The organism is Paenibacillus soyae, from assembly GCF_024623455.1.
In the GTDB taxonomy this organism is placed as follows: domain Bacteria; phylum Bacillota; class Bacilli; order Paenibacillales; family Paenibacillaceae; genus Pristimantibacillus; species Pristimantibacillus soyae.
The window spans coordinates 22919-49098 of sequence record NZ_JANIPJ010000010.1; the positions used below are offsets into that span (position 1 = coordinate 22919).

Sequence of the window (26180 nt, forward strand, 5' to 3'; positions counted from 1 at the left end):
GCGGGATGGCGGCAGGCAATGGTTGAGTCGGCTGTCATCACAAGGTAAAGCATCTCAGGCGAATGCACCAAGGGGACTGCTTTCGCAGATCATATATCTTAAATTTAAGAAACTTAAAAATTAGTAAACAAAGGGAGAGATTCATTATGACAACTCAAAACCAAGCAGTTCAACAAACGGCAGGTATTCACCACATTACGGCATTCGTTCGGCACCCGCAGGTCACATCGGATTTCTACGCAGGCATTCTGGGACTTCGTCTCGTGAAAAAAACCGTTAACTTCGACGCTCCTGAAGTGTATCATCTATACTTCGGCGACCAAGCGGGCAGCCCGGGCACCATCATCACCTTCTTCCCTTGGGAAAACTCTCGCAAAGGACGCATCGGCGGCGGTCAGGTCGGTATTACGACATATGTTGTTCCGGTAGGTTCTTACGACTTCTGGAAAGAGCGCCTGGCGGGGTTCGGCGTTGAAGTGCAAGAAACGGAGCGTTTCGGCGAACGCTACCTTCAGTTCGCGGATCCGGACGGTCTCCGCAGCGAGATCGTGGAGCGCGAGGAAGGAACGAACAGCGAATGGGCATTCGGCGGCATTACGACTGACCAAGCGATCAAAGGCTTCGGCGGCGCCGTACTCTTCAGCATCAATCCGGAATCGACGGGCAAACTGCTGGAGAACGTAATGGGCCTGACAAAAATCGGCGAGGACGTCGGCTTCGTCCGCTACCGCTCCTTCGGCGACCTCGGCAATGTCATCGACGTGAACGCTACCGCAATGGCTGTCGGACACGGCGGACACGGTACGGTGCATCATATCGCATGGCGCGCCAAAGACGACGCGGAGCACGCGCTCTGGAGAGAGCACGTGGCGCAGAACGGCTACCAGCCAACGCCGATCGTAGACCGTCAATACTTCAATGCGCTATACTTCCGGGAAGAGGGCGGCATTCTGTTCGAGATCGCGACGGATCCTCCAGGCTTCGCCCGCGACGAAGAGCCGGAGCATCTGGGCGAAGAGCTGAAGCTGCCGGAGTGGTACGAGAAACACCGCGGCGAAATCGAAAAACTGCTGACGCCATTTGAAGTTCGAGTATTGGAGGGGGAATGGAAATGACAACATCGACAATGAACCATCTATTCGTTAAAGGCTCGGACGAGAGCGCGCCGGTCCTGCTGCTGCTGCACGGAACGGGGGGAACCGAGAGGGACCTCCTCCCGCTCGCGGAGATGATCTCTCCCGCCTCTTCGGTGCTTAGCGTTCGGGGCAACGTGAGGGAGAACGGGATGCCGAGGTTTTTCCGCAGGCTGGCGGAGGGCGTATTCGATATCGAGGACCTGATCTTCCGCACGAAGGAGCTGAGCGATTTCCTGGACAGCGCCGCGGAAGAATACGGCTTCGACCGGAAGAATATCGTGGCGGTGGGGTATTCGAACGGCGCCAACATCGCGGCCAGCCTGCTGTTCCACTTCGAGGACGCGCTGCGCGGAGCCGTGCTGCATCATCCGATGGTGCCGCTGCGGGGCGTAACGCTGCCAGATATGGCCGGGCTGCCGGTCTTCATCGGAGCGGGAGAAAACGACCCGATCTGCTCGCCGAGCGAAACGCGAGAGCTGGAGCAGCTGCTCGGCGGAGCGGGAGCGGCCGTCACGACGCACTGGGAGCGCTTCGGGCATCAGCTGACTGGCAGCGAAGCCGAGACCGCGGCGGTTTGGTTCAAGCGGCAATTCGGGAAGGAGTGAGCAGCCATGCCAAGCATCGATCCGGAAAGCCAGAGCGCGCAGGATAATTATAAGCTGCTGATTGGCAGCATTATTCCGAGACCTATCGCGTTCGTGACGACGCTGTCGGAGGAGGGCGTGCTGAACGCCGCGCCCTTCAGCTTCTTCAACATCGTGACGGCGGATCCGCCGATGGTATCGGTGTCTGTCCAGAGGAAGAACGGCGAGCCGAAGGACACCGCCCGTCATGCCGCCGCCAGGGGCGAGTTCGTTGTCCATATCGCGGACGAACGGTATATTGAAGCGGTCAACGAGACGGCCGCGCCGGTTCCGTCCGACGTTAGCGAAGTGGAGCTGGCGGGATTAACGCCCGTGCCGAGCGAACGGATTGCGGTGCCTGGCGTGGCGGAAGCCCGCGTGCGAATGGAATGCGTGCTGGAGCAGAGCATCCCGCTTGGCGGCCAGGATGGAACGCCGTCCTGCGACCTGCTGATCGGCCGGGTCGTCCGCTTCCATGTGGACGATGCGCTCTACGAGCGGGGGCGTATCAACCCGGACGCGCTGCTTCCCGTCAGCCGCCTCGCCGGCAATGACTATGCCAAGCTGGGCGAACGATTTACTCTCGTGAGGCCGGTGTAACCGGCGGAACAAAAACAGCAGCACCCGGCATGCCATTTCTTTGGCGCCGCGTGCTGTTTTTCTTTTGCTCATCACCGCGAACTTCAACCCAGTTTGGACTGTCTGTATCCCTTCGGGGTCATGCCGGTTTCGCGCTTGAACATGCTGCAGAACTGGGCGTCGTTCACGAAGCCCGCGTCGAGCGCGATTTCCGTGACCAGCTTATCCGGATGGAGGAGCAGGGATGATTGGGCGTAGCTCATGCGTTTGATATACAAATACTGAAGCGGCGCGACGCCGTACTTTTCTTTGAACAGGTGGCGGAACCGGCCATAGCTGTATCCGGCAAGATCGGCCAGAGCTTGTATGGATATTTTTTGGCGAAAATGCTCATCCATATAGTTAAGTACATATTGAATGCGGTCGGTCTGCTGCTTAGGCGCTTTCTTCGCGCCAATAAGGCGCTGAAGTAGTATGGATAACTCGCCGACCATCAGATTGAGCATATCCGAGAAGTCTTCCCGCTGCCGCACGAATTCTTCTTTCATCCTTAGCAGAATGTTCTCGATCATACGTTCCTCATTATCCTCGTATAGACCGGACAAATTCGCCAAGCCTTCCTTGTCGCTGTAGAAGCCGACGAACAGGACGTCGGAAGCGGCCGCGTGAAGCTCGTCATGCTCCGTGTAGGGCGTCACCAAAGCGAAGGTGTTCGGCTTGAACGACACGGATTCCTTTCCGATTTTCGTCTTCCCGGTACCGTAATAATAGACTAGCTCATAGCACTCGTGAAAGTGCGGAGGAATGTAATGGTTCTCCCGGCGCTTCGAGAAGAACAGAAAATCCAGCTTGTTCATAGCCCAATTCCTTCCTTGTAAATTAGCCAAATCATATAAGAAACTAGGTCGAATTTAGATAAAATGTAAAGGCATCGTTTGCTACAATCATAACATGGAAGGATGCAAATCATAAACTTTCCTGCCATGAAGTGATTTTTTGCAAAGGATTAAGCGTTTTCAATGATCAGATCTTTTATAGGGGGAAAAAACGATGAAACGCAGTTTATTTGCCATCATGCTGGCGGCGGTTATGCTCTTGTCGGCATGCGGCGGCGGGACCAATAACGGGTCGAACGCAAACGCGGGCGAGAACGGGACGGATGCGAACGGCGCTTCCGGCTCGAATTCCGATCAACTGAAGGTCGTGCTGCTCATTCCGGGCACGTTGGGGGACAAGTCCTTCTTCGACGCGGCGAACAGCGGGCTTACTCAGGTTAAGGACGCTCTGCAGGCCGAGACCAAAGTGATCGAGATGGGCACCGATACGAGCAAGTGGGAGCCGACGTTCAATTCCGTGGCGGCCCAAGACTGGGACGTCATCATCTCCGGCGGCTCGCAAATTACGGAGCTGCTGAACGCGACGGCCGAGCAGCATCCGGACAAAAAGTTCATCAACTACGATACGGACATCCCGGAGACGGCTTCCAACGTGTACGCGATCTCTTACGCGACGAACGAAGTTTCCTTCCTGGCGGGAGCGGCCGCGGCATTGACCAGCGTGTCGGACATGCCGCATGCCAACGCGGACAAGAAGATCGGTTTCTTGGGCGGCATGGACATTCCGGGAATTAACCAGTTCCTGGTCGGCTATATCGAAGGCGCGCAATACGCGGTGCCGGATATCAAGGTCGCCGTATCCTACGCGGGCGATTTCGCGGACCCGGGCAAAGGCAAAGAGCTGTCGCTGCTGCAATATAACTCCGGCGTGGACGTGATCTTCAACGTGGCGGGCGGCACGGGACTCGGCGTGTTCGACGCGGCCAAGGAGAAGGGACAATACGCGGTAGGCGTCGACTCCGACCAGGCGGCCATGCTGAAGGACACGGACGCCGAGAAGGCGAACCTGATCATCACCTCCGCGGTGAAGAAGATCGACAAGGCCATCCTGCTGGCGGTGCGCGGCATCCATACGGGCACGCTGGAGATGGGCAAGCTGGAAGTCGTCGGTCTGAAGGAAGACGGCGTCGGCATCGTGCGGAACGATATATTCGAAGCCGCCGTGAGCGAGGACGTGAAAGCGCAATTGATCGAGATCGAGAAGAAGCTGATCGCGGGAGAATTCGAGGTCAGCAACGCGATCGGCATGGAGACTGCCGAGATCGAGCAGATCCGGAACGCGGTCAAGCCGTAAGCGAGCCTAATCATAACGATAAGACGACAACCAAGGGAGTTCTTCGGCAACGGAGAATTCCCTTCATTCTATCAGGACCCGGGAAGGAGAGAGGTTCGACATGCAGCCGCATTTGCTGGAGATGCGCAACATTATCAAGGTCTATCCGAACGGCGTCGCGGCCAACCGGAACGTGGACTTCTCGCTAAGGGAAGGGGAAATTCACGCCGTAGCGGGAGAGAACGGGGCGGGTAAATCCACGCTGATGAAAATTTTGTTCGGCATGGAGGAGCCCAGCGACGGCGAAATATGGCTAAAGGGCGAGCGCGTCCGGTTCCAAACCCCGCAGGACGCCATAAGCAAGGGAATCGGCATGGTCCATCAGCATTTCATGCTCGTTCCCTCCTTCACGGTGGCGGAGAACATGGTGCTAGGAATGGAGCCGAAGAAGGGTCTGAGCATTCACGTCGACGAGGCGGTCCGGATGACCAAAGAGCTGTCCGACAAATATCAGCTGGCCGTCGATCCGAAGGCGAAGGTCGAGAGCTTGTCCGTCGGGATGAAGCAAAAGGTGGAAATTTTGAAAGCGCTCCTACGAGGCGCCCGAATTCTCATCCTCGACGAACCGACGGCCGTGCTCACGCCGCAGGAGACGGAGGAGCTGTTCAAGCAGCTGCTGACGCTGAAGCGGGAAGGCCATACGATCGTGTTCATCTCGCACAAGCTTAAGGAAGTGAAGGCGATCTGCGACCGCATTACGATCATGCGCGCCGGCACGACGGCCGGCGTGTTCGATATGGCGGATATTACCGAACAGGAAATATCCCGGCTGATGGTCGGCCGCGACGTCGTGCTGAAGTACGAGAAGGATGAGGTGTTCTTCGGTCCGCCGGTGCTGAAGGTGGAAGGATTGACTTACGTGAACGCGCTGGGCAACAAGGCGCTGAACAACATCGGCCTCTCCGTGAAGGCGGGCGAAATCGTCGGCATCGCGGGCGTCGAAGGCAACGGCCAGGCGGAGCTCGTCAAGGCGTTGACCGGCGGTCTCGAAGGAAGCCGCTCGGGCAAGGCGATGGTGAACGGCTCGGACATTGGACAAGCCGATATGCGGGAAATCCGGGGTCTTGGCGTTTCCTACGTGCCCGAGGACCGGATGAGCCAAGGAGCGGCCAAGGAAGAGAGCATCTCGGACAACATCATCTCCACGCGTTACCGGGAGAGCGCTTGGAACAAAGGACTGTTCCTGAAGGGCAAGCAGATCGTGAAGCTGGCCGAGTCGCTGATCGAGGAGTTCAAGGTGCGCTGCTCGGGGCCTGCCCAGCCGATCGGCATGCTGTCCGGAGGCAATATGCAGAAGGTCATCGTCGCGCGGGAGTGCTCGACCGAACCGCTCCTGCTTATCGCGGAACAGCCGACGCGCGGCGTCGATATCGGGGCGGCCCAGCTCGTGCATAAGAAGCTGCTCGAGATGCGGAGCCGCAATTGCGCGATTCTGCTCATCTCGGCCGACCTCAACGAAATCCTGGAGCTTAGCGATACCTTGTACGTCATGTACGACGGGGAGCTGGTGGCCGAATTCGACAAGCCGTCCGAGGTCACGGAAGAGGAACTCGGGCTGTACATGCTGGGCCTGAAGAAGCAGGAAAGGAGGGGCGGACATTCCGATGCTGAAGTACTTTGATGCGATCCGGACGCTTATATCGGTTGCGATAGCTCTCGTTATCGCCTTTATCATCATTGCCTTCGTCAGCGAAGATCCACTAGGCACAATCGGCATCTTCCTGACGGGGCCCCTCTCCTCGGCCGCCCAGCTGGGCAACGTCGTCGAGATGGCGATTCCGCTTATGTTCACGGGACTGTCCGTCGTGCTCCTGTTCCGAAGCGGCATGTTCAATCTCGGGGCCGAAGGGCTGTTCTATATATCGGGACTCGTCGCGGCCGTCATCGCCATTTACGGCAGCATGAACGGGTTCCTCCATCCGGCCGCCGCGATTCTCGCGGGCGCGGTCGTCGGCGCGCTGCTGTCGGCCATCCCCGGCATCATGAAAGCGAAGTGGAACGCGGACGTGCTCGTGACGTCGCTGATGTTCAACAGCATCCTGGCAGGCGTCGGGCTCTACTTCCTGAACTATCATCTGCGGGATGCCGCGGCGTTCGCCAACGTATCGTATAAATTCCAGGAGACCGCGTTGCTCGCAAAGCTCATTCCCGGTACCCGCATCCATGCTGGGCTCATCCTGGTGCTGCTTTGCATTCTGGCGACGCACTATTTCATGTACCATACCCGCTGGGGCTACGAGTTGCGGATGACGGGCTCGAACCGCTCGTTCGCCGAATTCTCAGGCATCAAGACGGGACGGGTCATCGTCACGGTCCATCTGATCGCCGGTCTGCTGGCGGGCATGGGCGGCTCGGTCGAGGTGCTCGGCATGTACACGAGGTTCCAATGGACGGATCTGCCCGGCTACGGCCTCGATGGTGCCCTCGTAGCGCTGCTGGCCAAAAACAATCCGCTATCGGTCATTGGCGCGGCGCTGTTCCTCGCCTATATCCGGATCGGCGCCGATCAGATGTCCATTCTGTCCGACGTGCCGGCGGAGCTGGTCTCGATTATCCAGGCGGTCATTATCCTGCTCATCTCCGCTGAGCAGTTCCTGAAGATGTGGAAAAACCGAAAGCTGCTGAAGGAGGCGGAGAAACTTGGATAACTTCTGGGGCGTCATCTTCTCGACCGACTTTGCCTTCTCCGTGCTGCGCGTCACGACGCCGATACTGTTCGCGGCGCTGGGCGCATTAATCTCGAACAAGGCCGGCATCATCAATATCGGCATGGAGGGCACGATGCTGACGGGCGCCTTGGCGGGCGTCATCGTCAGCGCGTACACGGGCAGCGCCTGGATCGGCTTGCTCGGGGCGATGGCGTCGGGGATCGCGATTTCGGCCGTGTTGGCTTATTTCACGCTGAAGATCAAGACGCATATCATTCTGGGCGGCATCGCCATCAACATGTTCGCTTCGGGCGGCACCGTCTTCATCCTCTACCTGATCAGCGGGGACAAGGGCACCTCGACTTCGCTGCAAAGCAAAGTGCTGCCGAACGTGCACATCCCGCTGCTGCAGGATATTCCGGTGCTGGGTCCGATCCTGTCGGGCCATAACGTCCTGACCTATCTATCCCTGCTGGCCGTCGCGGGCGTCTACTATCTGCTCAAGAGGACGCCGCTGGGCCTGCAGATCCGCTCGGTCGGAGAGAACCCGCAAGCAGCTCAATCGGTGGGCATCAGCGTGACGAGAATTCAGACGATCGCTTTGCTGCTGAGCGGCTTCTTCGCTTCCCTGGGCGGAGCGTTCATGTCGATGGGCTATCTCTCCCTCTTCACGAGGGACATGACCGCCGGACGCGGCTGGATCGCGATCGCCGCGGAAGCGCTGGGCGGCGGCAGCACGGTAGGCACGTTCGTCGCCTCGCTTATATTCGGCGCGACGAACGCGATGTCGAACGCGCTGCAAATCTTGAAAATTCCGGCCGAGCTCATCGGGACCTTCCCGTATGCGGCGACGGTCGTCGGCCTGCTCGTGTACGCCATTGCGGAGACGAGACGCCGGAAGAAGAAAAACGGCTAAGGAGAATGACATATGGTGCGAATCATTTTGGATACGGATATCGGGAGCGACGTGGATGATGCCATGGCATTGGCGCTCGCCATGCGCTCGCCCGAGATACAGATCGAAGGCGTCACGACCGTGTACGGCAACGTGGATCTGAGGGCCAAGATGGCGCGGAAAATGGCGCAATACGGCAAGAGGGATGACGTTCGCGTCTACGCGGGCTTGAATCGGACGCTGCTCGGCAACCGCGAGATTTGGATGGCGGGACACGAGGGCGACGGGCTTCTGACCGAAGACGACAAGCTTGCGTACGAGGATCGGCATGCGGTCGATTTCATCATTGAAACAGTAATGGGCCAGCCAGGCGAAATTACGCTGGTCGCCATTGGGCCGCTGACCAATATCGCGGCATGCTTGATTCGCGAGCCCCGCATTGCGCAGAATGTGAAAGAGATCGTGATCATGGGCGGGGTGACCCGCCTTGGCGATAACGGCATGCATATGCGGGTCGTCGAGCACAATATCGTCTGCGATCCGGAAGCGGCATCGCTTGTGTTCAACAGCGGCGCGCCGATCGTCATGGTCGGACTGGACGTCACGCTGAAGGTGACGATTACGGAGGAGGAGCGGCGCAGGCTGCTGGATACCGGCGACCCACTCAATATGGCGCTGGCCCGCATGATCGGGAAGTGGTTCGAGTTCGCGAAGGAAGAAATTTCGTACATGCACGATCCGCTAACCATTGCGCTGCTGCTCGATCGCACGCTGGTTCGGACGGAGAAGATGAATATCCGCGTGGAATACGATCACCGGCCGCAGACAGGCCAGACGATCGCCACGCTGGACCCTTCCGGAACCGTGGACGTCTGTCTGGGCGTCGACCATGCGAGAGCTGTCGGGCTCTTAATGGACCGGTTGATCGGCGGGAGAGTGGGGAGCGCGCTATGAAACGGCCGAATATCGCGGTGATCGGCAGCTTGAACATGGATATCGTCGTGAAGGCGTCGAAGTTTCCCGCCGCGGGCGAGACCATTCAAGGTGACGAAATCCACTTCGTTCCCGGCGGCAAAGGGGCGAACCAGGCTGTAGCGCTTGCCCGTCTCGGAGCCGACGTCTCGATGGTCGGCGCGATCGGCTTCGACAGCTTCGGCCGGACGCTGCTCGCGTCCTTGGCCGACAGCGGCGTGAACAACGAGTACGTGAAGATGGCAGAGCAGGCGCCGACGGGTACGGCGAGCATTACGCTCACGCCCGAGGACAACAGCATCGTCATCGTCTCGGGCGCCAACGCGGAGCTTCGCGCAGCGGATATAAAGCGGGCCGAGGCGGCGATCGAAGCGGCCGACGCCGTGCTGCTGCAGCTGGAGGTACCGCTGGAGACGGTAGAATATGCCGCCGAGCTGGCCGAGAAGCACGGCAAGCTGGTCATTCTGAATCCGGCGCCTGCGAGGAAGCTGCCGGACAGCTTGCTGCGCCGCGTTCATTACATGACGCCTAATCTGACCGAGCTGGCGGTGCTGACCGGCGTCGACCCGGGCACGGACGGAGATGGACGCGCGCTGGAGGAGGCAATGGACGCGCTGCTTGCGTTAGGCCCGGACTTCGTCGTGACGACGCTTGGCGCGGAAGGCGCCGCGTGGAAGGTCAAAGCCGGCGGCTCGCTTGCGCGGCAGCCGGCTCACCGCATGAAGGTGGCGGATACGACCGGCGCGGGGGACGCCTTCAACGCGGGTCTCGCTTACGGGTTATGCGAAGGACGCGGAATATCGGAAGCGGCAGCGTTCGCCGCGCAAGTATCGGCACTCGCCGTCACGAAGTTCGGCGCGCAGGACGGCATGCCGACGATGGCGGAGGTTGCCGCCTATTTTCAGGGGAAGGGGGGCTAAGGAATGAAGCAGGTTCGGAACATGATCATTGACGCGGATACGGGAATAGACGACGCGCTCGCGATCCTCTACGCGCTGAAATCGCCGGGCATCCGGGTGGAGGGCGTGACAACCGTGTTCGGCAACATCGGCGTCGAACAGGCAACCGACAATACGCTGCGGATCATTAAGCTCGCGGGAGCGCCATACGAAGTGCCGGTTGCCATCGGGGCGGAGAAGCCGCTGAAGCGGGGTATGCCTGAATTCGCCACGCATGTCCATGGAAGGAACGGCATTGGCGATGCGGACATCCCCGCATCGGATCAGCGTCCTCTCGAGGAGCGTGCTGACGATTTCATCCTTCGCAAGTCGAAGGAGCTTGCCGGCGAGCTAATCATCGTCACGCTAGGCCGCCTGACGAATGTGGCGCAAGCGGTGCTGAAGGATCCCGGGCTATGCGAACGGATCAAACAGGTATACGTGATGGGCGGGGCGGTCGGCGTTCCCGGCAACGTCACGCCGGTTTCGGAAGCCAACATCTGGGGCGACCCCGAAGCGGCGGATGTCGTCTTCTCGTCCGGCTTGCCGGTTACGATGGTCGGCCTCGACGTCACGATGAAGACGCTGCTGACGGGCAGCCATCTGGACAGGCTGGACCGATTGCGGCATGACGGGAACGGGGCGATCGTCGATTTCATCCGCGAGTCCCACCGCTATTATTTCGAATTCTACCGGTCCAGCAACGCCTTCATCGACTCGGCGCCTATCCACGATCCGCTTACCGTCCTGGTGGCGGAGGATCCGTCGCTCGTGACGACCCGACTGATGAAGGTGTCGGTTGTCTGCGACAGCGAATTGTGCGCGGGCATGACGGCGGCCGACTTGCGAAGGCATCCGCTTGCCGGTTCCAATATTCGCGTCTGCACAGACGTGGACGAGGGGTTGGCGGTCGACCGGCTGCTGAGCCCGTTCGTGAGTTAACTCTTAAGACCCGATCCAACTGGGCGAACGGTTCACGCTGGTTCGGCCAGCCTGAGAAACGGGATCCTCGTTCACACAAAATAACAGCGGCTGTCCTGGATATCCAAGGCAGCCGCTGTTTCATTGTACGCCTGCAGCCGGCGTTTCCTGCACGTTGAACCTCGTCGGCATCATTTTCGGCTCGTCCGCCGTACCCGTCAATTGCACGACGGAATCCGTGATCTCCATGATCGAGGCAAGCTATTTTTCGGACATTTCCGCAATCGAGGAGAAGGCTAGCCGTCGATTGTCCAGCCGTAGTGGAGATCCCGCCCACGTTGACCAAGAGACTGGAGGTGGAAGCGGCCACTACTTTGTCCCTTATCCGGAATCGAGCGTGTCATTCATCACGGATAGCGGGATCTGTTGCATGCCGCGCCCTATCCATCGATATACATAATATGATGGTCATTTCCTCGTCTCGCGAGAGCGCGGGGGCTTGGAGGGTGGAGTAGGGAATGCGAATGGAATGCGCCATTATCGGAGGAGGACCGGCGGGTCTGAATGCGGCGCTCGTACTCGGCAGGGCAAGAAGGCAGGTCGCTTTGTTCGATGATAATCAACCGCGCAACGCGGTGACGAAGCATACGCATGGATTCATGACGCGGGACGGCGCGAAGCCGGAGGAGCTGCGAAGCCTGGCCAGGCAGGATATCAAAAAATACCCGACCGTCCGGACGATAGCCAAACGGATTACGGGTGTTATGCCCATCCTTGGCGGCTTCCGCCTGCAGGCTGGCGACGGGAGCTTGTATGAATGCCGCAAGCTGCTGCTGGCGACGGGACTAAGCGAGACGCTGCCGGACATTCACGGCATTCGGCAGTATTACGGGAGAAGCCTGTTCAATTGTCCGTATTGCGACGGCTGGGAGCTTCGAGATCAGCCGCTTGTCGTTATTGCCGAAGGCAGCAACGCTTTTTCGTTGACAAGGCTTGCGTACCAGTGGAGCCGCAACCTTCTCGTCTGCACGAACGGCTCCATGCGGGCGCTAACCGGAGAGGAGCTTCAGCTGCTGCAGCGCAAGGGAGTAGCCGTGTCGCATGATCGCATCAAGGAGCTGGCAGGCTCCGAGGGGATGCTGCGTGCGGTCGCGTTCGAGAATGGCGGCTCCTCGAAGCGGACCGGCGGCTTCGTCTCGCCTTACTGGCGGCATGCTTCGCCGCTCGGGGAGCTGCTAGGCTGCCGAATGAACGAATCGGGCGGCATCGAGACGGACGCTCTTGGCCGCACGAGCGTGTACGGCGTGTACGCCGCGGGAGACGCCTCCGTGATCGCGCCCGCGCAAGCGGTCATCGCGGCGGGGGAAGGGAGCCGGGCGGCGATCGGCATGAATTCGGATTTGGCGCGCGAGGATTTTGCTTAGGGGAAGGTATTGCTTCGGAAGCCAACTTCCCGTATGATAATGGAAATTTACGGGGGTGGTTCGATGATCCGGTATCCGTTATTGGAAGAAGGTACGGCGATTGGCGTAACGGCGCCGTCGTCCGGCGTGCCGAAGGACTTGCACGAATTGCTGCGTCAGTCTTGCGCCCGCATGGAGCGGGAGGGCTTTCGCGTCTTCTGCGGCGAGACGCCGTGGATCCAGCGGAAAGCGAAATCGGCTCCCGCGCGGGTGCGCGCCGCCGAGTTGAATGCCATGATGAGCGACGACGGCATTGGACTCATCCTCCCTCCGTGGGGCGGAGAGCTGCTGATCGAAATGCTGGAGTTCATGGATTGGGACGGCATGAAGAGCAAGTGGGTGCTGGGTTATTCGGATACGAGCGCGCTGTTATTGGCCATTACGTTGAGGACGGGGATCGCTACGGCTCACGGCACGAACCTCATTGATCTGAGGGGCGAGCACTCGGATCCGACGACCGCTATGTGGCGCGCCGTTTTGTCCACCAAGACGGGGGAATCGGTGCTGCAACGCTCCTCCGTGCGCTACCAGAAGGAATGGGATCACGCAAACCCGTCGCCGTGCGTCTTCCATCTGACGGAGCCAACCGAATGGAAGACGTTGCCTTGCGACCCGGTTCTCATCAAAGGCCGTCTGCTGGGCGGATGCATCGATATTATCCGGCATTTAATCGGCACGCTGTACGGCGATGTTCGGCTGTTTCAGAAGCAGATGATCCATAATGAGCCGATTATCTGGTATTTCGAGAATTGCGAGTTATCCTCGACCGATCTGCGCCGGTCGCTCGTCCAGATGAGGCTGGCAGGCTGGTTCGAGCATTGCGCGGGCATTCTGTTCGGCAGAAGCGGGGCCAACCGGGCGGTCGAAGACTACACGGAGGAAGACGCATACCGCGAGCTGTCGGAGGAGCTGGGGCTCCCGATCGTCTACGATATCGACTGCGGGCATGTCCCTCCGCAGATCACGTTCGTGAACGGAGCGCATGCGGAGGTTGAAGCGGGAGGCGGGAGCGGGACGATTGTTCAGACGTTCAACACCTAGGAAAACGGCAGTCGGCTGTCGGCTGCTGTTTTTGTTGAATCGAGAGGTTTAACCTTTTAATGCTAGATGCAACAAAGGAAAAGGTCGTCCTGAGCCGTCTAGCTCCGACCGTCCCACTTGTACAAAACCAATTCGTTTGTAGAAGTTGTATGCTCCATCATTTTGCTCATTCACATCAACTTGGAGCTTGCTCCCTTTGATCTTTTTGGCGTGTTCTATCAGTCGCCTGCCGATACCTTTGCCATGATAGTCCGGATCAACGAATAGCATCTCAATTTTTGTTCCGTTAAGTCCAATAAATCCAGCCGGTTCATTATTTCCGTGCATTTCCACCCAAATTTCAAGCTCTTTCAACGCTCCGTTCTGGAGCATTTGACGATAAAATTCAATATCTTCGCTCGTCAAAAAGGCGTGTGTACGACAAACAGCCTGGTACCAAATTTCGATTAGCTTATCATGATCGTTATCCTGATAAGGGGCAATTTTGTGCATCACTTTCAACCTCCCTATAGTTCGATGGAGAATCGAATGTCTATCACTGAGCTCGAGTTGCCAGCCAGTTGAATCATACCAATTCCGAAATAAACAGGGGCGTGGCTCCTTCTTCTTCGGAAAAACCGCATTTTTGATAAAAATCCACCACGTTCGGATAAGAGATCAACACTTTTGTTCTATACCCCTTGTATCGATCAAGCATCCTATTCATCATTTCTCTGCCGATTCCTTCTCCCTGATAGCTCGGATTGACTAACATATAGTGAAAATATACGGTCAATACACCATCCGATAGAGCATTTATCATTCCGATCAATTTATCCCCGTCCCAAGCCGCAACAATCGAATGAGAGCCTTTAATTGCTTGTAACAGCTCGTTGGGATACTTCCCTGACTCCCACTCTACCGAAAGAAATAACTCTTGAAGCGACTCTGTCGTAATCCCTTCAAGACTCGAATCGTAATTTACGCTCATCTCCATACCAGCCTTCATCGGAATATGACTTTAAATGCCAATTGCTTACTACGTCATTTTACCGTTTAATTGGTACTCCGATAATGGAGTGATTAAAGAATTTCTTGTGTTAATGCACATAGGCATTAGATAAAAAAATATTGTCGGCATATCCCCCTAAAACGCTGACTTAGCCCGAATGATATAGTAACACTACGCAGAATACGGGGAGAGCCATGACGATAAAGGATCTAAGAAGAAGACTGGAGTTCATGAAGTACATGGGGTTCGACGAATCGAAAAAAATGTGGGTGTACTCCTATTCCGATCGAACGAATCACCGTACCTACGGCATCATCGCAGGCAAATTGACCGTCGTAAAGCTGTCTTCGCTTAAGGGATTGAATTTACACTTCGGTAAATAGAAGAGGGATTACTTTACATGATATCGTTCTTGTAAGACATGAATGTGATGTTGAACGTGCCCGGGTATAATACAAGCTATGGCTAGCACGGTAGTCGGATAATCTCGAAACATAGCTTTTTTCTGAAAGTCTTCGGGTTGCAAACTCTTTAACAGTGTAAGGCTGGACTTTCTAATGCTTGCCCATTCTTCAAGTACCTCAGATATGGGGCGTTTTGCAAAATCAGCCTGTTCAACATATCTTCCGATATGAATCGAAGCAATTGGATTGGACTCATTTCTTGCTATGCAGAACATCCAGTAGTTAAACATTCTTTCCGCATCACACAAGTGACCTAGTACTTCTTTAATACTCCACTTTTCTGTCCCATAACGATAGTCTGCATCGCTATCAGATAACCTTTCAACCATCGTGATTACTGCTTTTTCTTGCTGGTTATAAATTTCAATGAGGTCTCCGTTATCCAGAAGCTTTACATATCTATCAAAAAAAATATTGTAATCATTCTGGTGTGGTCTATTTGTAAGCACGAGTATCACACTCCCAATGCAATATTTCATCTATGCTAGGTGCATGCGTTTCCTAGTTTCCCCGCTTAGCGCCAGGAGCAACGCTTCCTCAAATATATTATCGCATTAAGGTAAAATTGCAAACTTATACCATTAATAATGCCATCAGACAAGTACTGTATTTTCCGCAGACAAAAAAAGGAGCCGAGCCATTGGTTGAATGGCTCGGCTCCTTGATTGTTGCCAGGCAGTGATCGGCTTCTTACAGCTGCCAGATCCGGTACAAAATGACGGCTGCTTCGGCTCTAGTCAACGCCTCGTTCGGCGCGAGCTTGCCGTTCTTGCCGTTCACGATGCCCGACCCGACGAGGCTTGCGGCGCTGTTGGCCGCATAATCGGCTAATACGGCAGCATCGGAATAAGCGCTTAAATCTCCGCCATCTTCCATTAGCATACCTGCTGCCTCAAGCGCTCTCGCGGCGAGCACCATCATGTCTTGGCGGGAGATCGCGCTCTCCGGTCTGAAGGTGCCGTCCTCGAAGCCATTCGCGATTCCAAGCTCCTGAGCGATGGCAAGCTCGCGGTAGTAGTAGTCGGTTTCGCTCACATCGCTGAACATGGCTCCGTCTGCTCCTGCGCCTTGCAGCTCTAGCGCTCTAACAAGGAGAGCAATGAAATCTGCTCGTTTCATAGAGTCGGTTGGCGAGAACGTATCCTCGGAGGTTCCCTTAATGACGTCGCGGGCCGCCATGGCGTCGATCGCTTGCTGTGCCCATGGCACGCCAGCCAGATCCTCGAAGCTCTTGACGACAGATGCTACCGCGTACGTGCTGAAGTGAGTCGTCCGGAAAACAACCGTTCCGCTTGCGGCGTCGTACCGCCCGTTCGGAATCGAGATCACTTCGCCGTCGCCGGCGATGTACCAGACCACGATCGAGTCCGGATTGGCGAGCTCGTCTTCCGTCGGCTCGTAAGGTACCGAGACGGTGACCGGCGCATCCGGGTTGTTCCACTCAATCGTTTTGTCACCGATGCTGACGCTCAGATCGAGTACCGGGCGGTCACCGATCTTCTCGAGGGTCGCAGCATCGATGCTTTCCGACGAAGCTCTGGCTACACGCACGGAGACAGGCGCGTTTCCCGCTTCTTCATTGGCCAGCATGTTGCTTGGAATGGCGATCGTCACGTGCTCGGTCTGCATGTGAAGCACGAAGCTTTGTTCGCCGTTCAGGCTCTGAGCCGGCAGCTGCACTTCGTACGCGTTCGCGCCTGCTTGCTTCGGCACTTCGACAACGATTTGTTTATTGCCTTCCGTGGAGGAGGCAGCCAGCTCGAGCGCCTTTTTCAGATTGTCGCTCGAAATTTGGCCCGATACGCGGCCATTGTCGTTCTTGACGACAGGCTTAATGACGACTCCGCCTTCGGACTGCTCCACGCTTCCTTGCGGGCCTGGGACGGTTATGACCGGGTAGGTTGGAGTCGTGCTCGATTCCGTCGTAAGCGTCAGCACGCCGTATACGGATGTATCTTGATAACCTTGACCGGTCGTGTCATTCCAGCTTGCGGCGCTTTGGCGGGCGCCGGCTTTGCCGTCATTGATTTGCACGTCGAAGCCGAGCTTCACGTCTTTGGCCGGCGTTATGGCCGTAAGCGGGATTTTCAACTCGACCGTATAGTTGCTTCCCGAGAGCTTGGTTGCCGATTGGAAGCCCTCTTCAATGCTAGGCGGGTTGAAGGAGGTTTCGTTATCATAGTTGACTCGGTACTGTCCGTCATCTGCTTGATAAGACGCCGTTTTCCCATTGTTCTGATCCAGGAACACCTCAACGGAGTCCTGCTCCCAAGCGTTCGCGCTCGTTTTGTCCAGTTCGGCGTTGTTCACCTGGAATAGAACATACAGATTGTCTTCATCCCATAGCGCTTTTGCGGTTCCGCTTGCTCCTTGCCAAGCCATTTGGAATTTGTTGATCGGCATCGAAGCCGTCTCGCTCCAGATCGCGTCGATGGTTCCGTCGACGACAGGCGTGCCGTATTTCGCGGTGGACTGATTGGCGACGGTAGTTACCGGCGGATTCTCCGTCATAAACTTGACCGGGTCAATGACGCCGTAGTAGGCGGGCTTCGCTTGCAGGTCCGCGTCGAACAGAAGCGGATTCTGGGAAGCTCTCCAGCTCGTTGCGTCATTAAGGCCCCAGAACGTGACGCGCGCAATATGGTCCGCGTACTCTTTGTAAAGGTTCATGAGCTGCGCGTACAGGTAGCCTTGAGCTTTGGCTTCTTTCTCCGTCATTGTGGAGTCGGAGCCAGCCGTAATATCGATTTCCGTAACGCTGACTTCAACGCCTAACTCGATGAACCGTTCTAAAGAGGCTTTCACGTTATCAAGCTTCGTGCTCAGATTGTAGTGTGCTTGCATGCCGATGCCGTCGATGAGCTTTTTCCCGTTGTGGGCTGCGGCGTACTTGTTGTTGAGCTCCTCGACCATGTTCGCGATGGCTGTCGCTTTGTTCTTGTTGTCGTCGTTATAGTCGTTGTAGTAGAGCTTGATGCCGGAAGCCCAGCTCGCGTTAGTCGGGTCGTCCAGTACCTCTCTTGCGATCAAGAAGGATTGCTCGACGTAATCGTCACCGATGGCCGCTTTCCATGGCGAGTTGCGCAGCGACGCTTTCCAGTTGGTCGGATTCGGCGGATTATCGTTCATTGCTTCATTGACGACATCCCATGAGATGACGTCGCCTTTAAAGTGCTTCATAACCGTCGTGATGTGATTGCGCAAATTGGCAAGCGCCGTCTCTCTGCTCAGCGGTTTGTCATCCGCCCCCGTGCTAAGCCAAAGCGGCATCTGCTGATGCCAGACGAGCACGTGGCCGTGCAGCAAGAGTCCTTGCTCCTTGATTTTGGCTACGAGGGCATCCTCCGCGGTGAAGTCGAATTGTCTCTCCGCGTTGTAGGCGTAATCCGGCTTCATGGCGTTCTCCGCCGTTACGACGTTGTGGTGCTTTGTCAGAAGCTCCAGACGTTTCCCGTCAAACTCCGCATCGCCAACCGCGGCGCCGATCAGGAAGTCGTCTTTGTAAACAGTTTTGATCGGCGTTAAATTTTGAATCGGCTTTGGAGCCGCTACGGCGCCGAGATGGGTGATTTTGAAGTCATCCATGTAGAAGGTGACGGCGTCTGCGGGCTCTTGAGCCGTCTCTACGTAGGCCTTCAACACGGTCGGGGTGGACGTCAAGGTGAAGTCACCCGTTAGCTCCAGCCATTCGTCGTCGGTTGCCGATCCATTCGCGGATACGTTCGCGAAGGTGCTATCTCCGCTCTGTACGCTGATGCGCAGGGACGTGTTCGGCTCACCGGAAGCCATCTTGACCCAGGCGGACAAGCGGTACTTATGGCCGCGATGCATCTTGCCCATAACGTCCAGGATCGGACCGTTGTATTGCGTCGAGACTGTCGACTTCAGGCTGTTTGTCCCGTTCGCTGTATGATTATCCTCATCTGTAAGCGAGGAGCTTTCGTCTCCACTATTGCTGCGGATGGCCCAAGCTCCGATGCCGTCCTCGAAATCGGCGTTGATGCCAGTCTGATCGAGGTCGCCTTCTTCGGGGGCTGGCTGCGTAATCATAATATCCCCGATATAGAACGGAACCGTTTTCCCGGAATCGTTGGATTGCACGCGAATGGCCAAATCCTTGCTCGTGTCGACCGTGACATCCGCGGTCAGCGTAAAAGCGGAGCCCGCAGCGAAATTCTCGCCGTCATACCACTTATAGCTGTCGACGGTTTGGAGAAAGGCTTGCGCGCCGGCAGGGACATCGACACCTGCATCAACAAAACCTTTGACGGTTACCGTATAAGTTTGGCCGTTCAAGAGACCGATATCGGCGAATTTGAAGTCGGCTGCGTCCCATGTATTCAAACGATTTGTAACATGCAGGGCAGCTCCATCTTCGTTGCCTTCAAACGTTTTACCGGTGACCGGAGTCAGTGTTGCGCCGCCTGACTGCGCGGCAAGTCCTTTGCCGTCTGCAAAGTCCTCGTGATAAATCACTACGGTGTCCGTTCCTGCCGGATCCGCCGCTTCCGCCGCCGGAGCAAGCCAGCCGGAAGGAAGGAGCAGGGCGATCGCGAGCAGAAGCGAGAGGATGGGCCTCATCTTCCGATTCATGTAGATACATTCCCCCTATACAATTTTGTAAAGCGCTATCATAAAAATGAAAGCACTTACATCGTAATACAAGCGGGGGAGGGTCAACTACCCAAGAGAACTTAGGTGTTGCTGTAAAAATTATACTTGTTTTTTGTCGAAAGTGGGCGGAAGGCAAGAAAGTCGGTTTCGCGAGGGTGGAGAAAGTCCGGCGTTCGCTGTAGCAGTGGAATCACGCTTGTAGCGTCGAACTGCCAACCGGCACCCGCTGCAACAGTGAAAATCACGCTTGCAGCGTGGAGCTGCCGACCAGCGAATGCTGCAGCAGTGAAAATCACGCTTGCAGAGGCGTCAGATGAGACGCCTCGCGCCAAACCACCGCTCAAGCTTCTGGCGGTGCTCGTCTTTCAACGCTTCGAACTGCTTCTTGCGGTGGCCGTTCGCCCCTGACGGGTGGGGGAAGTCGAGGAGGCAGCGTTCCAAGAGGCTGCTGCTTGATTGAACGGCTGCCGAGTCGAGGCGATGCCCTCCGCTGTTCACCGGATCCGCTCCCTCGGCAATAGCCCTCAGCACATCCGAAACGGACTTGCCCAGCGGAATGACGATCGCGTCCGGCACGGCGGCCAGTTGCTCGGCAAAGTCAACAAGCGCATAGCGGCGGATCAGCTCCGACGCGAGCATCTTGGGCTGATGTCCCGTGTAGTTGTCCCCATCTCGGAATAGAGGATAACGAATGACGGACGTGGTGTGGAGCAGCTCGCTCCTTTCACCGAACAGCTCGCTGCTATCCTTGATGCCAAGCAGAGCGGGAAGGCCGAGCTCGTCCAGCATCGAGAGCAGATGCGTCCGCATCGAGCCGGCGAAGCTGGCTACGAGCTTGGCCCTGCGGTCAATCCGATCAAGGGGAACGCCTGCCGCGAGGTCCAGCTTCGCCTGCTGGAGCGACAGCGACATTTGGGTGAAGCCCGGCGTAATGCCGACGATCATCACCTGAGCTGCCGGTTTAACATCATCGTAAGGAGCGTAGTACAGCTGAAGTCTGTGCTTCGGCTCTGTTTCCAGCAGCAGCTCTGGAATAAGCAGATCCTCTCTCCTCCATGGAGGCTCGGGAAGCCGGGCAATCATTTCGCTATAAGCCGCGATGCGCGACGAGTTCATGGGTGGCGTCCTCCGATTGTTTTTTATCTATTGTAGCGCTTAGTAACAGCCGATGCGAACCTCCTTGCGCAAGCAATCATGTCGAATGTTAATCATTGACGCGTGGTAAATCAAGGGATAGCATAATTGAGGAGAATACCCAGTTTGTGTATGTTTAGTGAGGAGAATGGAGGGCTTCGAAAGATGAACCTACACTCGAATCCCGATCGCATCGAAAGCTTGTCCCAGCAGTTGAAGCAGAAGCGCAATCGGCTGGAGGGAGCAGTATACGGGAGATCGAATCAGGCTAAGCAGCTGGTCGAGCAAGTCTACGCGGCCTATCCCGAATTGCGGTCACGGCCTACCGCCCATAGAATTGGAGCCTGCTTAGAGCAAATTCGGCAGCAAATGAATGCCATCCTGGAACAGATGGATCAGCAATCCCGCGCGCTGCTCGAAGTATCGCGGGAATATAGAGAGATAGAACAAGAGGCGGCGAACCGTGTGAAGCTGGCAGCTCGTCCTCGGTTTGTTTTACCGTCAGTTGTACGAAGAAGCCTTCCCAGGCTGACCCTGATCGCGAATAGCGCGTGGCAGGCCGCGCAGCCGAAAGAGGTGGCCGTAGAGAGTGACGAGCAGCCGCGGTTCCGCATTCAAAATGTCAGAGAGTTCCTAAGGGAAGTATTCGACCGATTACTAATCGCCAACGTATCCAAAATCGGAGACGAACCGAAAGTGGCCGAATGGCTGGATCGGCTGAAGAATGGAACGGAAGTCGAGCAGGCAGAGGCCAGGGAGGTATTGGCCGAGACCAATAATGCCCTAATCGTTATCGCCAAAAGCCAGCAAGCCGGGGACATCTACGCGGCATACGGGTTTACGGACTACATGGATGAGCAGCATGAAAGGGCGGAGGAAGCGCGGGCGAAGCTGCGGCAATTGGGCATTTCGGAGGCGTATAGCGGCTCGGATGCGGATCTGCGGTTTTTGTATAACGGCAGCGATCCCTTCTCGGAGGATGACTATAACCCGCTTGAGGACGAGCTTGCGGGATTGAAGATGGATGAAGCCAAGCTGGAGGAAGTGCTTCAGCCTATATATCCGCGCAACCGGGAGATTGAATTCCTCATGCAAGAAACGATGAAGCTGCGCGAGGGAGATCCTGAGTTTGCGGAGATGAAAGAGTATTTTCGGGAATTGTACGATGACGTATACAAGTATGCAGAGCATAAAGACTTCGAACAATGGTTCGGCCGTCTGACGCAAACGAATAAAGTTGAGATGAATACGGATTCGAAGGCGCGCTACGCGTTTGCGGAGATGGCCATCTATATCGCTCACCCGCCGCAACGGCCGGTGCCAGAGGAGTGGAAACCCCGTACCGAGGTCGATTTTACGCTGGATTATATCCTTGAGCACCGGAACGAAGGAATAAGCGAAGATACGGAAAAAGATGTTCGCAGATGGTATTTGAAGGTGTTCGAGGACAGCGATGAAGAGGACTTCGAAATTTGGTATGCTAGATTGACGGGACCGAATGATAGAGAGGCCGAGCTCGCGGCTTCGGAATTCCGCCAGCTGCTGGCGTTGCAGCAAGCTGAATTGGACGCGGCGATCGCGGTAGCGGCGTCCCTGCTAAGTTTATGGGCCCTGCGCGGACGAGGCAATCCGAATCTGGGCTTTGTCGCCGGGGGAGGCTTCCGGGGCAGGAACTCGGGCACGAACGGGCTGAATTCGGTTAAGCCTGTTCCTCCTGCGAAGCCTGGGGTACCTAGGGGGTTGGGTACTGCCAAGCCGATAAAAGAAGTTGAAATTGTAGATAAGAATGGAAGACCAATCGGCGAGTTAGACGAAATTGATTTGAAGAACGGTGTTTTTTATGAGGATAAAACAGCAAAAGGCCTAAACATAGTCAATCCTAAAACAGGTTTACCTGCCCAAACTCCTCAACAGTTTGCTGATAAGCAAATACTAGAAAAGACCAGAAAAAGAATACAAAACCTGAAAGAGGCCGTTGCGACTAGACCGACGAAAAATGGTTCGCAGGATGTACCCTCGCTAAACCAAATTCAAAATATTCGTAAGTTCGTCTTTAGATTAGATGGAGATACGCCTGAACTTAGGCAGGCTGTCGAGAACAGCCTGAATCAACTAAGAAAAGAATTTCCTGACCACACATTTGAAGTAATATTTGGAGGGAAAAATTAATGTCTATTGCAGCTATGATACTCAACTCGGAAAATGAGTTTGAAAAAAAATTCTACCTTCCTGTAGCGTCGGAGGCTTTTTTCGAAGAATGTTGGATTCCTGCTATCAGAGAACTGGACTTAAAATGGGTTAATGTGTTTTCTGTAGGATTAGATATGGAGAAAGAAGACTTACCGTTCGTGATGAAAGAGCTATCTCAAATAAAGGAATGGGCACAAATAAACCTTTCCGATGAAAGAATAATAAAAATAATTGAAAGAATAGAATTACTTGAGGCAGAGCTTCCTAATGCTTTTCGGAGAGAAGGGGCAGTAGTATTTATAGGTTAGGCTTCTATATATTTATCCCTCATGGAGGAAGACATTATGGAGGTTCTAAGAAAGTCCTCGAGACAGATCGTTTGGTTTTCACGGATCCATTTCGTGGTCTGCTTAATACTTACATAATAGTCGGATTGGTAAGGAGAGTGAGGCTCGATGACGCGGTATATCGATCAGTTCGTTCGTAATGATACGGAACGTGAACGGGTGAAAATAGCGGAGGAGCTCGCAGCGCGATTCGCGCAGAGGGCGGAACGTCATGACCGCGAGGGCTCCTTCCCCTTCGAAAATTTCGCCGACCTGAAGGAAGCGGGCTGCTTGAAGCTGACCGTTCCGGCCGAGTTCGGGGGCGAGGCCATTTCCCTGTATGAGCTTGTCCAGTTCCAGGAGAGGCTCGCTTATGGTGATGGCGCTACGGCGCTTGCGGTAGGCTGGCATTTGGGACAGGTGTTCCATTTCGGAGCGACGGGGAAGTGGCAGCGCCCCTTGTTCGCCGAATTATGCGAATCGGTCGTACGGGACGGCACGATGATCAACACGTTCGCGAGCGAAGCGGCGACGGGCAGTCCGAGCCGAGGCGGCAGGCCGGAGACGGTTGCGGTACGGACGGACGGGGGCTGGAAGCTGACGGGTCGCAAAACGTTCAGCACGCTGTCCCCGATACTGGACCGGTTCGTTGTGACGGCCTATATCCCGGAAGAAGGCGCGGCAAGCGAATTTCTGGTCCGCCAGTCGGAGCGGGTGCGGCTTGTGGAGACGTGGGATACGATTGGCATGCGCGCCACCGGCAGCCACGACGTCGTGCTGGAAGAGGCATTTGTCGCGGACGGCGACAGGATTGAGGGGAAAGGCATCGACGACGGAGGCGGCTGGCTGCTGCATATTCCCGCTTGCTACATGGGCATCGCTTTGGCTGCCCGGGATTACGCGCTGCATTATGCCCGAACGTACCAGCCGAACTACCTCGATAAGCCCATCTCGTCCTTGCCGGCCGTCCAGCAGACGATCGGCGAGATGGAGGCCGAGCTGCGGATTGCCAGAACGATGCTGTACGCCGCTGCCGACCGCTGGGACCGGGAGTCTGAGAATCGGCCAGGGCTTAGACCCGAGCTTGGACTTGCCAAATACACCGTCACGAACCATGCTATTCGAATCGTGGACAAAGCGATGCGCATTGTAGGAGGTGCGAGCCTGTCCCGCAGCTGCCCGCTCGAGCGGTATTACCGCGACGTCCGGGCGGGTCTTCACAACCCGCCGATGGACAGCACGGTCATCCAAAATCTCGCGACGACGGCTTTGGAGGATCTGGTCTAATCCCTAAGCTAAAACAAATCAACCGGGCTTCTTCTCGGAGCCCTTCCGTCGCCAACGATAAAATATTCATAATCGCCGAAGTAGGACATCGCCTCATGGTCGGGCAGCCAAACCCACTCGTCGATTTCCGTCTGGCAGCGGTGCGCGCGGAAAGCGTCAAGCTTCGTTCGCTTATGCTTGCTTACGTCGATTTTGACGATGTCCTGGCGAGTGTATCCGGAACGCTCGGGCTTGGCCATCGTGCTGCCGAACGAGATATAATAGAGTCCGCCTTCGAGGCCGCTTCGCATGTAAGCGGCCTTCGTCGCTTTGCCGATCGCGCAATGGTCGGGATGGCCGCCCAGCGTCTCGTGGAACGTGAGCACAACGTCGGGCTGGAGCTCGTCGATTATGGCGCCGATCCGGGCCTCGAGTTCGGCGGCGTCGTGGAACTCGACCGTTTTGTCGCGAATGTCGAAGAACTGCAGCCGCGAGATGCCGAGGATCTCGCATGCCTGCCGCAGCTCTTGCTCCCGGGCGGCCGGCATCGTCTCCCTGTTCAGATAAGGCGGGTTGCCCATCCGTCTGCCCATTTCTCCCCGGGTAGCGCTCACCAGCGTCATCTCGACGCCCGCGCTTCCGTATTTCGCAAGAGTCCCTCCGCAAATAAAGGTTTCATCATCGGGATGAGCGAATACCGCGAGAAGCTTCCGTTGCTTGGTTTTGTCTGGCGTGTTCATTCGGGAAACGGCTCCTTTCCGAGATGGAATGCCACATTCATGCGGCCTCTGTCATCGAAGCCGGCGAGCAGCAGCCGGCCGTTCCCATCCTGCTCATAATGAGTAAGAGCTTCCGTCCGCAGCCAGCCATGACCGTCGAACCGCAGCGCGGCGCGGTAGGGACCGTCTCCGGCCAGAAAGGCATGCGTCACGTTTACTTTAAAGTTGCGGACGAACGTGAAGGAAGTGGCTTCGCTATGGATGTAGGCATCGGAGCCGACGAACGCTTGCAGAGCGCGTTCGGCACTTATTTTATCGATAGGAATCATGAAGGCGGAGCTCCTTCCAAAAGCATTTTTCTTCATCTTATCACAGAGCGGCGGCCTGTCACAGACGACAATCAGACAATAAGCTAAACAAAAACAAACCCCCTGAGCTTCCAGAAAACTTAGAAGCTCAGGGGAGAATCGGAACTTAGAAACCTGCAATCCATGGAGATAATTGCAAACTTTCGTCACTTGTATTGATAATATCGCCAATGGTAAACCCGCTTAGATTCTGCGATCTGAAATTGATGGGCGGCGCGTCGATGGTCGTGCCTAATCCAGTTAATCTCCCTCCGATTTCGGATCCGTTGATTGTATTATATACGGCGAAGTGATAAATGGAGGCAGCCGCCAACGTTACAGGCGATATGAGCCGGAACGTCATTAACCCGTCGGCGATAGAGTCGACCACGGCCGTCACGCCAATGACCTGCGACGTATCCGTAGTAAGAGGCAGCAGTACGGCCAGCTGGAACGCTCCCGTCACGGCACCCCCGTCCTGCGTAATATAAACCGACAGATTCGAGATGACGGTTTCCGGTCCGTTGAAAATAAGAGCCCCGATGGCTTGGTTATTGCCGGCTCCCGCATTAAAGGGAATATTTTCATTAATATCGCCTATTTTTACGGTTTCAACAAATCCTCCTACGCCGCTCCCGGGAGCGCCCGTTGGCCCCGGCGGTCCAGTTGCGCCGTCCGCTCCGG

At 56.1% G+C, this 26180-nt stretch carries 24 protein-coding genes and 1 pseudogene; 16 read left to right on the plus strand and 9 right to left on the minus strand.

Annotated features, from left to right (window positions below):
* Nucleotides 1–146 precede the first annotated feature (146 nt).
* From NQZ67_RS14675 to NQZ67_RS14685, 3 genes are read left to right on the plus strand one after another with little or no spacing between them, the layout of a single operon-like run.
* Nucleotides 147–1115: a VOC family protein gene (locus NQZ67_RS14675; protein WP_257447057.1), complete on the plus strand. Its 969-nt coding sequence runs from the start codon at nucleotides 147–149 to the stop codon at nucleotides 1113–1115.
* Nucleotides 1116–1126: 11 nt separating this feature from the next.
* A complete protein-coding gene (locus NQZ67_RS14680) occupies nucleotides 1127–1741 on the plus strand; it encodes an alpha/beta hydrolase (RefSeq protein WP_257447456.1) in 615 nt (204 codons plus the stop codon).
* Between the two features lie 6 nt (nucleotides 1742–1747).
* Nucleotides 1748–2359, plus strand: a complete 612-nt coding sequence (locus NQZ67_RS14685) for a flavin reductase family protein (RefSeq protein ID WP_257447060.1) — start codon at nucleotides 1748–1750, stop codon at nucleotides 2357–2359.
* 83 nt (nucleotides 2360–2442) lie between these two features.
* Here the strand turns inward: NQZ67_RS14685 and NQZ67_RS14690 are convergent, their stop codons facing one another.
* The gene (locus tag NQZ67_RS14690) at nucleotides 2443–3195 is read right to left on the minus strand and encodes a helix-turn-helix transcriptional regulator (RefSeq protein ID WP_257447063.1); all 753 of its coding nucleotides are present in this window, start codon (nucleotides 3193–3195) and stop codon (nucleotides 2443–2445) included.
* A gap of 193 nt (nucleotides 3196–3388) precedes the next feature.
* On the opposite strand from NQZ67_RS14690, the gene NQZ67_RS14695 reads away from it, so the two are divergent.
* The 9 genes from NQZ67_RS14695 (at nucleotide 3389) to NQZ67_RS14735 (ending at nucleotide 13445) form a co-directional block, all read left to right on the plus strand.
* The gene (locus NQZ67_RS14695) at nucleotides 3389–4528 is read left to right on the plus strand and encodes a BMP family ABC transporter substrate-binding protein (RefSeq protein ID WP_257447066.1); all 1140 of its coding nucleotides are present in this window, start codon (nucleotides 3389–3391) and stop codon (nucleotides 4526–4528) included.
* 100 nt (nucleotides 4529–4628) lie between these two features.
* The gene (locus tag NQZ67_RS14700; protein ID WP_257447068.1) at nucleotides 4629–6188 is read left to right on the plus strand and encodes an ABC transporter ATP-binding protein; all 1560 of its coding nucleotides are present in this window, start codon (nucleotides 4629–4631) and stop codon (nucleotides 6186–6188) included.
* Nucleotides 6172–7215, plus strand: coding sequence for an ABC transporter permease (locus NQZ67_RS14705; RefSeq protein WP_257447071.1), 1044 nt, complete (start codon nucleotides 6172–6174; stop codon nucleotides 7213–7215). The genes NQZ67_RS14700 and NQZ67_RS14705 overlap by 17 nt, the downstream gene beginning before the upstream one ends.
* A complete protein-coding gene (locus NQZ67_RS14710; protein WP_257447074.1) occupies nucleotides 7208–8131 on the plus strand; it encodes an ABC transporter permease in 924 nt (307 codons plus the stop codon). Before NQZ67_RS14705 ends, NQZ67_RS14710 begins: the two co-directional genes overlap by 8 nt.
* Before the next feature lie 12 nt (nucleotides 8132–8143).
* Nucleotides 8144–9064, plus strand: coding sequence for a nucleoside hydrolase (locus tag NQZ67_RS14715; protein WP_257447079.1), 921 nt, complete (start codon nucleotides 8144–8146; stop codon nucleotides 9062–9064).
* Complete coding sequence (gene rbsK, locus NQZ67_RS14720; RefSeq protein ID WP_257447082.1) at nucleotides 9061–10002, plus strand: ribokinase; 942 nt, start codon at nucleotides 9061–9063, stop codon at nucleotides 10000–10002. Before NQZ67_RS14715 ends, rbsK begins: the two co-directional genes overlap by 4 nt.
* A 3-nt stretch (nucleotides 10003–10005) precedes the next feature.
* The gene (locus NQZ67_RS14725) at nucleotides 10006–10962 is read left to right on the plus strand and encodes a nucleoside hydrolase (RefSeq protein ID WP_257447085.1); all 957 of its coding nucleotides are present in this window, start codon (nucleotides 10006–10008) and stop codon (nucleotides 10960–10962) included.
* A 497-nt stretch (nucleotides 10963–11459) separates the two neighbouring features.
* Nucleotides 11460–12365, plus strand: coding sequence for an NAD(P)/FAD-dependent oxidoreductase (locus NQZ67_RS14730; protein WP_257447089.1), 906 nt, complete (start codon nucleotides 11460–11462; stop codon nucleotides 12363–12365).
* A gap of 63 nt (nucleotides 12366–12428) precedes the next feature.
* Nucleotides 12429–13445, plus strand: coding sequence for a S66 family peptidase (locus NQZ67_RS14735; RefSeq protein WP_257447091.1), 1017 nt, complete (start codon nucleotides 12429–12431; stop codon nucleotides 13443–13445).
* Between the two features lie 48 nt (nucleotides 13446–13493).
* Here the strand turns inward: NQZ67_RS14735 and NQZ67_RS14740 are convergent, their stop codons facing one another.
* Nucleotides 13494–13937, minus strand: a complete 444-nt coding sequence (locus NQZ67_RS14740) for an acetyltransferase (protein ID WP_257447093.1) — start codon at nucleotides 13935–13937, stop codon at nucleotides 13494–13496.
* Between the two features lie 73 nt (nucleotides 13938–14010).
* Complete coding sequence (locus NQZ67_RS14745) at nucleotides 14011–14415, minus strand: GNAT family N-acetyltransferase (RefSeq protein WP_257447095.1); 405 nt, start codon at nucleotides 14413–14415, stop codon at nucleotides 14011–14013.
* A gap of 215 nt (nucleotides 14416–14630) precedes the next feature.
* Here NQZ67_RS14745 and NQZ67_RS14750 point away from each other — a divergent pair, with 215 nt between their 5' ends.
* On the plus strand, nucleotides 14631–14819 hold the full coding sequence (locus tag NQZ67_RS14750) for a hypothetical protein (protein ID WP_257447098.1): 189 nt from the start codon (nucleotides 14631–14633) through the stop codon (nucleotides 14817–14819).
* Nucleotides 14820–14827: 8 nt separating this feature from the next.
* On the opposite strand, the gene NQZ67_RS14755 is transcribed toward NQZ67_RS14750, so the two are convergent.
* The 3 genes from NQZ67_RS14755 to NQZ67_RS14765 form a co-directional block, all read right to left on the minus strand.
* Entirely contained in the window at nucleotides 14828–15349 is a 522-nt protein-coding gene (locus NQZ67_RS14755; protein ID WP_257447102.1) for a DinB family protein, read from the minus strand.
* A gap of 241 nt (nucleotides 15350–15590) precedes the next feature.
* On the minus strand, nucleotides 15591–19493 hold the full coding sequence (locus NQZ67_RS14760) for an endo-1,4-beta-xylanase (protein WP_257447106.1): 3903 nt from the start codon (nucleotides 19491–19493) through the stop codon (nucleotides 15591–15593).
* Between the two features lie 330 nt (nucleotides 19494–19823).
* Nucleotides 19824–20630 (minus strand): hypothetical protein, encoded by an 807-nt coding sequence (locus NQZ67_RS14765; RefSeq protein WP_257447109.1) that lies wholly within the window; start codon nucleotides 20628–20630, stop codon nucleotides 19824–19826.
* 714 nt (nucleotides 20631–21344) lie between these two features.
* Here NQZ67_RS14765 and NQZ67_RS14770 point away from each other — a divergent pair.
* The 3 genes from NQZ67_RS14770 (at nucleotide 21345) to NQZ67_RS14780 (ending at nucleotide 24451) form a co-directional block, all read left to right on the plus strand.
* A complete protein-coding gene (locus tag NQZ67_RS14770; RefSeq protein ID WP_257447112.1) occupies nucleotides 21345–22817 on the plus strand; it encodes a hypothetical protein in 1473 nt (490 codons plus the stop codon).
* The gene (locus NQZ67_RS14775; protein WP_257447115.1) at nucleotides 22817–23146 is read left to right on the plus strand and encodes a hypothetical protein; all 330 of its coding nucleotides are present in this window, start codon (nucleotides 22817–22819) and stop codon (nucleotides 23144–23146) included. Before NQZ67_RS14770 ends, NQZ67_RS14775 begins: the two co-directional genes overlap by 1 nt.
* A 147-nt stretch (nucleotides 23147–23293) precedes the next feature.
* Nucleotides 23294–24451 carry an acyl-CoA dehydrogenase family protein gene (locus tag NQZ67_RS14780; protein ID WP_257447118.1) on the plus strand — a complete coding sequence of 386 codons (1158 nt, stop codon included), beginning with the start codon at nucleotides 23294–23296 and terminating at the stop codon, nucleotides 24449–24451.
* Between the two features lie 8 nt (nucleotides 24452–24459).
* On the opposite strand, the gene NQZ67_RS14785 is transcribed toward NQZ67_RS14780, so the two are convergent.
* From NQZ67_RS14785 to NQZ67_RS14795, 3 genes and pseudogenes are all read right to left on the minus strand, one after another.
* Nucleotides 24460–25170 (minus strand): PIG-L family deacetylase, encoded by a 711-nt coding sequence (locus NQZ67_RS14785; RefSeq protein WP_257447121.1) that lies wholly within the window; start codon nucleotides 25168–25170, stop codon nucleotides 24460–24462.
* A complete protein-coding gene (locus NQZ67_RS14790) occupies nucleotides 25167–25478 on the minus strand; it encodes a DUF1806 family protein (RefSeq protein ID WP_257447122.1) in 312 nt (103 codons plus the stop codon). Before NQZ67_RS14790 ends, NQZ67_RS14785 begins: the two co-directional genes overlap by 4 nt.
* A gap of 145 nt (nucleotides 25479–25623) precedes the next feature.
* Nucleotides 25624–26180, minus strand: a pseudogene (locus tag NQZ67_RS14795) (hypothetical protein); the annotation flags it as partial.